Below are 12,218 nucleotides of genomic sequence, written 5' to 3'. Positions count from 1 at the left end.
CTGGCTAATACCTTCAAGACATAGCTAAAAAACCCAGGTAGCTCTCGCTACCTGGGTGGCTTGGATTTAGCGATCTAGCCAAGCATCTTTAAAGCCGTCGTTGACACCCACGCCGGAGGTGACGAGGTTCTGCACATCACAGCGGTACAGGGTTGGGAAGCCCAGTTCCATCAGCCAGCCAACGGGCACGTCTTCGTGCAGGATTTCCTGAACTTCACTGTAAAGCGCTTCGCGCTCTTCGTCGGGGAAAGCTGTGGCGGCCTCGTTGAACAGCTCGTCGACACGCTCGTTTTCGTAGCCTTCCACGTTATTCCAGGGTGAGCCTTTGGCAATATTGTCGGAAAGGTAGGTACGTGAAATGCCCAGTGCCGGGTCGCCGTACTGGTATAGGTAGGTAAAGGCGAGATCGTAATCCCAGTCGCCGAGGCGCTGGTTCCAGCCGCCCACGTCGGTGGCTTGGGTGCTTACGTTAATGCCCACTTCACGCAGGTTCTGTTGTACGGCCTCAGCCCAGCGGGTCCACGTTTCACCGTAAGGAAGCGGCAGAATAGTTATCTCTTCGCCGTCGTAACCCATTTCGGCCAACAGTTCACGGGCACGCTCTGGATTGTGATCGTAGGGCTCTAAATCGTCATGTTGGAAGCGCGCGTTGGAACCAAAAGCCGAGAGCGGCACTTTGCCTAAGCCATTCCACAGCACGTCTTTGGCAAACTCACGATCCATGGCATACATCACCGCTTGGCGAAAGCGTTTGTCGGCGGTGGGGCCTTCTCGGTTGTTCATCCATAGCATGGCGAAGGGGCTGAAATATTCGTGGCCTTCTTCCGTCATACAGACGTTATCCATCGCGGATAAACGCGGGATATCAAAGTTCTCAACGGTACCGCTGGGTAGTACATCAATAGTACCGTTCTCGAAGGCAACGGCACGGGAACCGCCATCGGGAATGATGTGCCAGTTGACGCCATCCAGATAGGGAAGCCCATCTTCGTAGTAGTCATCGTTTTTAACCAGCTCGATCACGGTGCCGCGTTCCCAATTAGCAAACTTGAAAGGGCCTGTGCCAATCGGATGGTCGTTATGTTCGTTGTTGCGGAAGTCGGTGCCCGCATACAGGTGTTCAGGCACCATGGTGAAGGTGCCTGCCTCAAAGGAGATCAGGAATGGGCCGAAGGGATCGGTTAAGGTAAATACCACCGTGTGGTCATCCGTTGCTTCGATGCTTTCCACATGTTGTAAAACGGCCCGCGCACTGGGGTTCAGTTCGCGGTGGAAAACATCGGCAGAAAATACCACGTCGTCAGCGGTGAAGGGTTCGCCGTCGTGCCAGGTAACATCTTCCCTTAGGTGGAAAGTATAGGTGCGGCCATCGTCGCTGATGTCCCATGATTCAGCCAACTGTGGCATGGGTTCCAGATCCGTGGTGTAGCGCAGCAGCCCTTCATAGATATTGCCTGCCACGGTGCGCGTAGGCGCGTTTTGCACCATTCCCAGCACTAAGCCTGGCGGTTCTGGTTGAATAATAGTGTTAACCGTACCCCCTTGTTTCGGGTCGTCTGCTAGGGCGGCCGACGAAAAAGCGAGTGCTGCAGCGGAAATTGCCAAAGCCAAAGGTGTTCTCATTTTGTTTCTGCTCCTCGGTTACTAGGCTAAAGCCTGTCACGTAATGGATTTACGTTATTGTTAGGCGAGCGAGGCGTGATACAAAACAGCCCAGTTGTTGTTATGGATTTTGGTTATAGATCGTTATATGAGGCCTTTTTGAACATAGCATTGGTTTGTATAACTGTCGACAGTCGTCAATCGGCCGTCGACAGAATGTATTTTTACGTCATACTAAAAGTACGTAATATCTAATAAGAGTAAACTCTATGGCCTCTTCACCAGTGGCTCCCGGCGGCTTTATTCAACAGCAAAACCTTGTTGAGCAAGTGGCAGACTATTTGACGCAAGCGATTATCCAGCAACACTTTTTACCCGGTGAGCGGCTTTCAGAAGTGCAGCTTTCCCGGGATTTAGGCGTCAGCCGCGCGCCAGTTCGCGAGGCCGCCCGCTTATTGGAAAGTCGTGGGCTTTTAATCTCAAAGCCAAGACGCGGCTTTTTTGTTAGGGCGTTGAATGCCGTTGAATTAGAGGATGTTTTTGATCTGAGGCTATGCCTGGAACGCCATGCTATCCAACGCTTATCTGAGCGCTATAGCAGCGATGCAGAGCGCGCGCTAAAACAGCAGGTAGAGATCTTGTGCGCCGCGGCAGCCAGCAATGATGGAACACGCCGCATTGAGGAGGATCTGCAGTTTCATCGCTTAATGATTCATCTTGCGGGCAATGAGCGGCTGCTGCGGGCATTTGATGGCTTAACCCACGAACTTCGCCTGTGTATTACGCTGATTACCAAAACCCACGAAGCCCCCGATACCATTGCCACCAGTCATTTTAAGCTGCTAGATGCATTGGGAAGCGGCAGTTCCGAGGCTTGCCGTGAGGCCATTGATTACCACATAGGCGTTGCTAGGGATTTTGTAGTGAGCGGCGTGGGAGAGTAGCTGAGATAGTAACTAAGACAGTGACTAAAAGGGCGAATGAAAGAGAGCTAGGACGAAATGCAGATGGGCCAGCAGCCGATCTAAATGTGCATTGCCAATAGATAAATCAATAGTTCACACCTGAACAGATGTCGCCTTGCTCCAGGTCTGGCAAGATAGCGTTTTCGGACGTTTGACGACCAAGGACACGGCATGGCGCATTTGCTACGCATCATTATGATTCACGGCCACTTGTCGGGGGTGGTTGAACTCAATGTGGATGGCCACACTAATATCTGCGGCACCAACGCGTCAGGCAAAACCACGCTTCAGCGGTTAGTGCCGGTGTTTTATGGCGAGCTGCCCAATAAGGTGGTGCCGAAAACCCGCATGAAGTTTGATGCCTTCTACTTGCCCACTCGTCAAAGCTATCTTGTCTACGAATACCGCCGCGAAGCAGGCAATGTTTGCCAAGTCGTGCTGACGCGCAAGCAAGAAGGTGGCGTGGAGTACCGATTTGTCGGTGCCCCTTACCGGCCAGAAGACTATCTGATCGAAACTGAAAAAGGCCCCTTGGCGCTGGAGTACCCTCAGTGGTCTAGCGGACTGCGCCGCAGCGGGATTGCTGTCTCTTCCAAGTTGGGAGCCACCTCCGAGTTTCGCTCGGTGATTCAAAACGATTTTACCCAGCTGCACGGTAATAGCCGCGATGGATTAAAGCTGCGCCAAATCGCGGCGCAGTTTAGCCTGGTTAACCCTGAACGACGTATCCGTCATATCGAAAAACTGGTCTCTGCTGTGCATGCAAAAGAGGGCAAGATGGACACCCTCAAAACCATGCTGGCGGCAATTTTCGAAGAGGATGGCGTCGAGCTGCCAGTTACCCGTATTCGCAGTGCCAAGGCGCGGGAGTGGATTGCCCAGATGCGCCAGTCCATGCGCCTGGAGCCGCTGCAGGCTGCGCTGACTAAGCTTGGCGGCATCGACCGCGAATTGGCTCAGTTAGAGACCACGCTGTGGCAGTTGAAACCCCAGCTAAGCGCCGACTATCAGCAGGCAGAGAAGCGTATTGCGGACCTGGATGGTGAGTTAAACCGCCACCAGCGCGAATTCCAACAGCGTGAAAATGCCTACACCCAGCAGCGCGATGAGCTGAACGACCGCCACAGTGAAGTCGCGAGCGATTTGCAGCACACTCAGCGCCGCCTGAATGATCTGCAAACCCAGTTTGAGCACTACGCCGATGCCGATATGACCGGCCTGGAGCGAGACATCAACGCCTTGCCCCAGTGGCGTGAGCAGCGTGATCAGCTTCAGCAGCACCTGCAGGTCATGCAAGATGCGGTAAAAGAGAGCCAGGCGCGCTTAGATGGCCGGTTGCGCGAGCTTTCCGAAGCACTTGCCCGTCAAACTCAAGAAAACCAGGAATTGATAGATGCCCTGGTCGAGGAAAAAGCGCAGCGTCGCGAGCAGCAGTGGCAAGCCGAACAGCAGCATAACGAGCGCTATCAGCAAGAGCGTCAACGGCTAGAGGGTGAGTATCAAGCGCAGTTAGAGCTGGGTGTTGAGCAGCTAGCCGAATTAAAAGCGCAGCTGGCAATGCCCACCCAAACTACTGAAGAAGCCCAAGAAGCTGAGCTTGCCCAAGCGCGTTTAGACCAAACACAGCAGGAACGCAGCGCCGCTTCTGCAACCTTGGAAGCGCTGCGCCGTGAGCTTGAAAGCCACAAACGTGAACGCGATGCCGCCGAGCAGCAGTTAGTGCAGTGTCGTCAGCAGCGTGAGCGGGCCGAACAGCACTGCTATGCACTCTATCAACAGCGCGACCCCGAGCAGGGTAGCCTGCGCCACTTCTTGCGTTACCACCGCCCCGGTTGGGAGCAGCAGCTTGGTAAGGTCATTGCGCCAGAGCTGCTTGAACGCCGCGACCTCGCCCCGCAGCTTGCTGAAGGCGCCAGCGATGACCTATTCGGGTTAGCGCTGGATCTAAGCGCCATTGCATTGCCGGATTATGCTCAAGACGAAGTCAGTTTGCTGGCGGCGATTGAAGAAGCGGATGGCGCTAAACAGCGCGCCCAGGCCGAGTGTGCCGCTGCCGAAAAAGCCCTGAAGCAGCACAACGAACGGGTTCAGCAGGCCGACGAGGCCCAAGATCAGGCGCGCATGGGGTATCAGCGGGCTGAACAGGAAGTGGAGTATGCCCTTGAGGCTCGCCGCCAGCAGCAAGAGCGCCATACCAAGCGTCAGCAGGCTCGCCGAGCCGAGCACCAAGCAGCGTTGACTCGCCAAGAGCAGGCTCAGACCGAACTGCGCGAAGAGAAACGCCAGGCGCTTGCCGAGCTTGCTGAGACGCATCAAGGCCAGTTGCTGGAGTTAAAAGCCGACGCGCAAAGCCAGCTGGATAGCCTGGATGCGCAGCTACGCCAGTACAAACAGCAGCTCAACGACGCCAACGCCGAACACAAGCGCCAGTGCAGTGAGCTGGAAGCCGCCTTCAGCCAGGAGCTTGCCGAGCAGGGTGTGAACCCCGCGCAGCTGCAGGAAACGAAGAAACGCTTAGAACAGCAGAGTGAACGTATTCGTAAAATTGCTGCTCGCCAGGAAGAGCTCACCGAGTACCAACGTTTTATGCGTGTGGAGTGGGGCCAGCACAAGCCTCAGCTGGTGGCCCAGGAAGCCGAACTTGTTCAGCTTGATCAACAGTTGAAGCGCGAAAAAGCGCGCCTCAAAAATGACTTCCATAGCGCACGTGAAGCGCATCAGGCAGCGGTTAATGAACTAAAAATTCAGCGCGCAAATGCCCACGGCAGTGTAGAAGCCCTAAAGCCTTTACTGACCCAGTTGGAAAGTTTGGACATCGTTTCAGAGGGTGCACCCTTAGCGGAGGCCGTGGGTGATATGGAGGAGCGCATTGAGCGTGCGCGCCAAGCGTTAACCAGCCGCCATCAGCAGCTTGAGCAGCTGCGCCGGGGCTGCCTGGAGGTAGAAAGCCAACTGATTAAAGATGCCAGCAGCGGCTTTGCCGATGCACTGCAAAGTGAACGCGAGAAGCTGCCAAACGACAGTCCACGACTGGTGTTGCCGCTGCTGCGTGACATGCTCAAACTATTGGAAGATCAACAGCAGCAGTTGATTCAGGAAGGGCGCAATTTAAGCGATGACCTGGATAAATTCTTTATTGTCTTCCGTGACTTAAACCGCCGTATTAGTGCGCAAAGTCGTCGGCTTTCCGACGAAGTGGCGGATGACCTGCGTTTAGAAGGCATCAGCAAAGCGGAAGTGCGCATTCAATCGACGATTGATGAACTGGGCTTCTGGGAGCCTTTAAAGCTGTTTGCCCAGCGCTACAAAGCGTGGCGGGAATCCGGCCAGATGCTGCCTAGCGACGAATATCTTAACGCACTGGCCGATGTGGTCGATTTGCTGCGCAGCGACCAGCAGTACAGCTTTGAAAGCCTGCTGCGCCTTGAGCTGCACCTAAACGAAGGTGGCACTGATCTGGTAATCAAAAACGACCGCCAGCTGTTGGAGTCTTCCAGCCATGGCATGGCCTACCTGATTTTATGTAAGTTTCTGCTGGCGTTTACGCGGCTGCTGCGAGGGGATGCACAGATCGCTATCCACTGGCCGATTGATGAAATTGGCACGCTGGCCTATCACAATGTCGAAAAGTTGTTCGACGCTTGTGACAGCAACCGTATCCATATTGTCGGTGCTTTCCCCAACCCCGAATCGGATGTGCTGCTGCTATTTGCTAATCGCTATCTGATTGAGCGGGACTCTAACCAGCCCAGCCAGCGCCTGCTAAAACGTATTGAGCCGCGCCTTAGCCCGCTTGCACAGCGGATCAAGGAGCGTCAGCAAGAGGTGACCGCATGATCGAACATGGCCCGCTATTGGAACGCTTGCTGGCTGGTGAGTTTGTCTGCGCGATCAGTGACGACAACGCCTTTCGCCACCTGGCAAATGAAGAGACCCGCGACGCGATTGATGACTACCTGCGCCCGCTCAACCGCAGGCTGGCGAGCAATGATGAAGGCAGTGTCTACTTTTTAGCCTGGCGACAGCTTAATGAAGCCGCTCGGGAGCAGCTATCGCGCCAACTGAGTGACACGGTCAACAGCCTGTTGCCGCTGCTGGAATGGCTGCAGCTGGTTCAAGAGGCGCTAGGCCGCGACACCTTGGCAGCCCCTGGCGATGTGCTTAAGCCCGCCGAGTTCAGCGCTAAGTGCGAAGACAACCAAAGCCTGCGTGAGCGCCTGGAAAGGCTGGCCACGGACAGCTTCTTTGGTTCCCAGAGTGACCAGTTGGATGCCCAGGTAAAGCAGCTATTTAAGCGCTTGAAAGAGCATGGCTACTTACTTCAGCCCCATGCTGAGCGTCAGGTGTTTATAGTCACCGGTAAAATTGATTACCTGATCGAGGTGGTGCGCTTTATCCGCGATGAGGAAAACTTGCCCATCGATGCGGAGCGGGAAGAGGGTGCCCAGGAGGCGCTGCTGTGAGCGAACTGGAAAGCCGCCTGCTAAAAACTGGCGCTGAACGGCTGGCGCTATTGGGCAAACATGCCGAACGACTGATGCAGGGCTACACTCGTGATGACGTGCCGTTAGACGGACTCAACGACAGTGCGCTGCGCAAGCTGTTGGCCGCTAGGCTGTTATGGCGGCCCGACGAGCAGAGCGGCGTAAAGCTTGCTCCCAAGGTGCGCGAACTGATCGCTGAAATGCTTGCCGACGAAACCCGCCGCCATGTAAATGCCGATGTTGCCGAAACCCTTGAGCTAGTACGTTCGTTGGTGCACAGCTACCGCGAAGCCCGCAGCCGCGGCGAACATTGGCGACAGGAGCAGCAGTTGCTGCGCCTGCGCCAGGAAGTCGACGATCTGAACGGCCGCTTTGCCGATGCCATTGATAGTCTCTGGCAGCGACTCAACAGCGATTTCGGCTTTGTTAGCCAGTTGAGCGATAAGATCCGCGAAAACGATCGCGCCCAGAAGCAGATTGTTAGGTTGTTGGATGGCTTGGCACTGATCGACTTCGACGAGCTGATTGCGTTAGTAGGCAGCGATGGCAGTCTGCGTAAGCTACTGATCAGCCAGCTACAGCAGCGCTTAAGCCACCATTACACCAGCCTGCGGGAAGTGCAGCGGCGGCTAATTGAGCTAATGGCACGCTTTCGCAAACAGCAGGCACGCAGCCGTCTGATCAGCGGTATGGTGGCGTTTATGCACGAACATCCAGGCTTTGTGCCGAGTAATTACGCCAAACGCAGTGATGTACCAGCGTTGTTCAACCACGCTGCGCCGTTACATGCCGCCGCTGCACCAGCGCTAGATCGCGCGCTAGAAAGTCGCGTGCTGGCCGAACTGCTGCATGAATTGCCAACCCCACGCCATGCCACGCAAACTCTTGAGTCGGCAGTGCCTTCGCTCACGCCGGAAGATACCCTTGCCGCTGCGCGCCAACAGAAACTTAAACAAGATGTCGAACGCTTTTATCTTGCAGTGTTAGATCAACCTCCCGCCGAGCCAATCAGCGCCCTCGCTTATCTGTATGACAGTCACCTCGACTGGCCGGATGAAATTTGGCTGTTTCAGGTGATCTCCGAATACCAGGGCTTACCACGTAGCGAGCAGCAGGCGTTTCGCTTACACCAAGACGAGTCACCGGCTAGCTCATTTAATGATCTGCGCCTGATTCATGACGTTGCATTGGCGGTGGCGGTATGACGTTATCAGGCCGCGCCCGTGCCGGGCTTAACAGTGTTGTTCGAGAGCTTAACCGCCAGCCCGTGGTAGAAAAGTCTCGCGGCAAGTGGGTCGAAGATGTAGTGGCATGGTGCCATCAGCAAGATATTGACCTAGGTATGCGGCTTTCCAGCCAAGCGCTGCGTTTTGATGCTAAGCTCATGGCGCAAATCAACAGCATGTTGGAGAGTGACCGTTTGGCACCGCTAGGGCGCTCGTTAAGTGGTTTAAGCAGTGCCGCCCAAGCAGCTGAAGGCGTTGAAGAGGATAAAAGCCGCCGCGAAGGCCCTCGTGCAAAACGCGTGCTGATTAACTTGCCGCCGCAGCCCTCTGCATGGCTTGCGCCAGAGCCGCGCAGCATACGCGATGTTGATGTAAGCGGCTTGAAACTGTCGGTGTTTGGAGCGCTCGTCCAAGTGGAAAACCTGGATAGCTTCTACGCGTTTTCGCCAGAGATAGCAGCGCTGAGCGGCTACGCTAACCCGCTGGTCGTTTACCGTGGTGACAGCCATTACGGTGGTGGCTTTGTCGCACTGAAAGAAGCATGGCGCAAAACCAATCGGCCCCATCTCTACGCCGGCGACTTCGATGCCAAGGGCGTGACCCTAGCCCTAGACAGCGGCGCCACACATCTGCTGCTACCCGACATCGAGTGGCTTATCCAGCATGTCACGCCCCTACATCAACCCGCTGAGCAACTGCCATTCCAACGTCGCCTACGTCAACTTAACGTTGCGTTGCCTAGCCACCACCCCCTACGCCCATACTTAGCCCTGCTGGAAAAACAGCGCGGGTTAAAACAGCAATGGTTTGGAGGGGAGCTAGTATGTATATCGCTCAGTTAAAAGCAGTCTTAGGGCTGTTGCTCAACTCCGCTATTTTAAGCTTTCCCCTAGTTGGCCGTTAACGGGGTTGCCGAAACGTGACGTTTGGGTAGTTTGCCAACAGTGGCTGTGCCCTAAAGGGGATGAATGGAGGAGGGGCAGGTGAGATGGCGACAACAATCGGTTTCGAGCCTAAGCGTACATCTGTTAGTGCATCTTCATCGATCCTGTTAGTTAGCCATGTGCGCTTTTCTGATAAGGCCTAAGCTATAAAGACGTTTTCATGTTCCGTAGAGTAACCAATGAACAATAACAGCTATAGGATTAGGGCGATGAATCGCGAAGAGTTGGACCTCGCGATGGAGTGGGCCGCAAAGGAAGGCTGGAATCCGGGGTTCCACGATGCCGACTGCTATTTTTCCACCGACCCTAAGGGTTTCCTCGTCGGCTTGCTTGACGACGAGCCTATCGCCACCATCTCGGTGATCAAATACGACGACGCCTTTGGTTTTCTTGGCTTCTATATCGTCAAGCCGGAATACCGGGGACAAGGGTATGGGCTTCAACTGTGGCAGGCCGGAATGAACTACCTTCAAGGCCTTCACATCGGACTCGATGGTGTCGTCGATCAGCAGGAAAATTACCGGAAATCCGGTTTTACGCTGGCCTATCGCAACATTCGCTATGAGGGAAGGGGTGGCGGAAAGGCGCCTCAACACGCTGAGGTCGTCGAGCTATCCAGCCTGCCTTTTGAGATCATTGACGCCTATGACCGGCCCTTTTTTCCTGCCAACAGGGAACAGTTCACCCGTGCCTGGATCAGCCAGCCCGATGCTCATGCACTGGGCGTGATGCAGCATGACAGGCTGTCTGGCTATGGGGTCATCCGGAAATGCCGCAACGGTTACAAGGTCGGCCCCCTGTTGGCGGATAGCCCGGCATTGGCCGAGTCGCTTCTTCTCGCCTTGAGGGCCCGCACGACGCCATCGGACCCGATTTTCCTTGATGTGCCAGCCATCAACCCAGCGGCGGTGTCATTGGCCGAGCAGCATGGCATGAGGGCGTCATTTGAAACCGCCCGAATGTACCGGGGTGAGGCGCCAACTCTGCCGTTAGCTCGTCTATTTGGCGTGGCGTCTTTTGAAATCGGATGAGCGGGTGATGGGGTAAGCCGACTTCTACTAAGCAGTGGAGACAGCTCGAACTCAGATTTTCTACAGCCTCATTAGGAGTGAGATGAACCATCGATTCGTAGTCACCGGCGGCCCTGGTGGTGGAAAAACGACCATTCTGAGTGCTCTAGCGGAGCGTGGATATAGCTTCGCACCGGAGTCCGCTAGGAAAATAATCAAAGAGCGGTTAGCAGCGGGGTTATCGCCTCGACCGGACCCTGTCTCTTTTGCCCAAGAGATACTTAGTGCGGATATCGAAAAGTATCAGAATGCAGCCTCCTGCGACCGTGTCATGTTGTTTGATCGCGGAGTACTGGATGCGCTGTATATGCTCGATGCGGAGAGCGCATTAACGCGAGATGAAATAGCGCACTACGTTCAAAAATTTCCATATAACAGCGTTGTCTTTCTTCTGCCGCCATGGAAAGAAATTTACGGTACTGATTCAGAGCGTGATCAAACGTTTGAGGAGTCCGTAGCGGTGTTTGACGGTATGAAAAGGTGGTATTCGCAGTGGGGGTACGAAACACTAGAAGTCCCACGAGGCAATATTAATGAGCGTGTTGCGTTCATTTTGCAGTGTATACATACCCTCTAACAATTCACTGTTGGCGGAAAATTTTGCCACCGCTTAGCGGCTCAAAATTTTCCGCAGAACGCGGCGTTATGAGTCATATAGCCATTTTCCCAACCTCTGGACTGAGGAAGGGAGAGAGTGCTAACCATATCCAACTTAGAGGTAAAGTTCAGTGGACAGTACATCAAGTAAGGTTAAAGGCCATTGCCGTTGCGGACAGGTAGAATTTGAGGTTAGCGCTAAGCCAATGATCACCATGGCATGTCACTGCACAGGATGTCAGCAAATGACATCTAGCGCGTTTAGCTTGAGTTCGCTTTATCCGAGCGAGGCATTCTCAATTAAATCCGGAGAGCCTGTTATCGGTGGGCTGCATGGGAACACTCGCCACTATTTCTGCGGGCATTGTATGAGCTGGCTGTTCACTCGACCCGAAGGCATGGATAACTTTGTCAATGTTCGCTCAACGTTGCTAGAGGATTCTCGAACCTACAAACCATTTATTGAAACTTACACAGATGAAAAACTGGAGTGGGCGATCACTGGCGCAGAGCATAGTTTTTGTAAGTTTCCACCGCAGGAAAAGTTCCCCGAATTGCTTCAAGAATATGCGCAAAAACAAGGATAAACACAGCAGCGATGAATAGGGTGTGATACTAAACAATCAGCTACAGTGGAACAATTTACACTTCGCTTTCATCGTCCGCTGAGTTGGGCGTTATACCTGAGAGGAACCTCGGATGGGCCTTAAAGATCACTTTGCAATGCTGGCTTCCTACAATCAGTGGATGAACTCAAAGGTTTATGAGGCTGCAGGCCAACTCTCTGCCACTGATTTAGCCAAAGACCGTGGGGCATTCTTCGGTTCCATCTTAGGAACCCTGAATCATATCCTAGTGGCTGACACTATCTGGCTTAAACGGTTTGCTACACATCCCTCCTGTGTGGTCTCTTTGCGCGAGGTTGCTGATCTTCCAAAGCCGACTACGTTGGATCAGATTGTCTTTGACGATGTTGGTCGTCTGTCTGAACACCGACGCTGGTTGGATCAGAGGATTATCGATTGGGTAGCCGAACTATCCGACGGTGACCTGGATGTCGTTCTCAGCTATCGCAATAGCAAGGGGATTCCTGCAAATAAACGATACTCGAGCCTGGTTCTTCATTTCTTTAATCATCAAACTCACCATCGTGGGCAAGTTTCTACTTTGCTATCTCAGGCGGGTGTGGATATCGGGGTTACTGACCTTATGGTTCAGATTCCAGAGGAGCCTGAAGTATAACCAAGCTCGCCACGGCGATGCCCATTTAACTGTGGCTTCCCCTTTACTACAAAACTGTGCGTGTTGGCGGCATTAGCTGTCATGGTTG

General features: G+C 54.1%; 10 protein-coding genes. 9 read left to right on the top strand and 1 reads right to left on the bottom strand.

Translation table 11 applies throughout. The features are described from left to right. Positions 1 to 66: 66 nt before the first annotated feature. Entirely contained in the window at positions 67 to 1,623 is a 1,557-nt protein-coding gene (locus HVE01_RS13480) for an ABC transporter substrate-binding protein (RefSeq protein ID WP_146944712.1), read from the bottom strand. Between the two features lie 248 nt (positions 1,624 to 1,871). On the opposite strand from HVE01_RS13480, the gene HVE01_RS13475 reads away from it, so the two are divergent. From HVE01_RS13475 to HVE01_RS13435, 9 genes are all read left to right on the top strand, one after another. Further along, positions 1,872 to 2,546, top strand: a complete 675-nt coding sequence (locus HVE01_RS13475; RefSeq protein WP_125745694.1) for a GntR family transcriptional regulator — start codon at positions 1,872 to 1,874, stop codon at positions 2,544 to 2,546. Between the two features lie 192 nt (positions 2,547 to 2,738). Beyond that, complete coding sequence (locus HVE01_RS13470) at positions 2,739 to 6,404, top strand: ATP-binding protein (protein WP_146944710.1); 3,666 nt, start codon at positions 2,739 to 2,741, stop codon at positions 6,402 to 6,404. Further along, positions 6,401 to 7,030, top strand: a complete 630-nt coding sequence (locus HVE01_RS13465; protein WP_146944708.1) for a condensin complex protein MksE — start codon at positions 6,401 to 6,403, stop codon at positions 7,028 to 7,030. The genes HVE01_RS13470 and HVE01_RS13465 overlap by 4 nt, the downstream gene beginning before the upstream one ends. Further along, complete coding sequence (locus tag HVE01_RS13460; RefSeq protein WP_125745700.1) at positions 7,027 to 8,256, top strand: hypothetical protein; 1,230 nt, start codon at positions 7,027 to 7,029, stop codon at positions 8,254 to 8,256. Before HVE01_RS13465 ends, HVE01_RS13460 begins: the two co-directional genes overlap by 4 nt. Next, positions 8,253 to 9,119 (top strand): DUF7281 domain-containing protein, encoded by an 867-nt coding sequence (locus HVE01_RS13455; RefSeq protein ID WP_125745702.1) that lies wholly within the window; start codon positions 8,253 to 8,255, stop codon positions 9,117 to 9,119. Before HVE01_RS13460 ends, HVE01_RS13455 begins: the two co-directional genes overlap by 4 nt. A 311-nt stretch (positions 9,120 to 9,430) precedes the next feature. Continuing rightward, entirely contained in the window at positions 9,431 to 10,252 is an 822-nt protein-coding gene (locus tag HVE01_RS13450; RefSeq protein WP_240645138.1) for a GNAT family N-acetyltransferase, read from the top strand. A gap of 82 nt (positions 10,253 to 10,334) precedes the next feature. Then, on the top strand, positions 10,335 to 10,868 hold the full coding sequence (locus tag HVE01_RS13445) for an AAA family ATPase (protein WP_125745706.1): 534 nt from the start codon (positions 10,335 to 10,337) through the stop codon (positions 10,866 to 10,868). 151 nt (positions 10,869 to 11,019) lie between these two features. Then, positions 11,020 to 11,475, top strand: a complete 456-nt coding sequence (locus HVE01_RS13440; protein ID WP_479715068.1) for a GFA family protein — start codon at positions 11,020 to 11,022, stop codon at positions 11,473 to 11,475. A 112-nt stretch (positions 11,476 to 11,587) separates the two neighbouring features. Beyond that, entirely contained in the window at positions 11,588 to 12,130 is a 543-nt protein-coding gene (locus HVE01_RS13435; RefSeq protein WP_125745708.1) for a DinB family protein, read from the top strand. The last annotated feature ends 88 nt before the right edge of the window (positions 12,131 to 12,218 follow it).

The organism is Vreelandella venusta (assembly GCF_007989605.1).
Taxonomy (GTDB): domain Bacteria; phylum Pseudomonadota; class Gammaproteobacteria; order Pseudomonadales; family Halomonadaceae; genus Vreelandella; species Vreelandella venusta.
This window is presented reverse-complemented; position numbering and strand designations above follow the sequence as displayed.

Bases quoted from the DNA above. Each gene is read 5' to 3' on its own strand.
- HVE01_RS13480 (WP_146944712.1), bottom strand. From the start codon at position 1,623: ATGAGAACACCTTTGGCTTTGGCAATTTCCGCTGCAGCACTCGCTTTT.
- HVE01_RS13475 (WP_125745694.1), top strand. From the start codon at position 1,872: ATGGCCTCTTCACCAGTGGCTCCCGGCGGCTTTATTCAACAGCAAAAC.
- HVE01_RS13470 (WP_146944710.1), top strand. From the start codon at position 2,739: ATGGCGCATTTGCTACGCATCATTATGATTCACGGCCACTTGTCGGGG.
- HVE01_RS13465 (WP_146944708.1), top strand. From the start codon at position 6,401: ATGATCGAACATGGCCCGCTATTGGAACGCTTGCTGGCTGGTGAGTTT.
- HVE01_RS13455 (WP_125745702.1), top strand. From the start codon at position 8,253: ATGACGTTATCAGGCCGCGCCCGTGCCGGGCTTAACAGTGTTGTTCGA.
- HVE01_RS13450 (WP_240645138.1), top strand. From the start codon at position 9,431: ATGAATCGCGAAGAGTTGGACCTCGCGATGGAGTGGGCCGCAAAGGAA.
- HVE01_RS13445 (WP_125745706.1), top strand. From the start codon at position 10,335: ATGAACCATCGATTCGTAGTCACCGGCGGCCCTGGTGGTGGAAAAACG.
- HVE01_RS13435 (WP_125745708.1), top strand. From the start codon at position 11,588: ATGGGCCTTAAAGATCACTTTGCAATGCTGGCTTCCTACAATCAGTGG.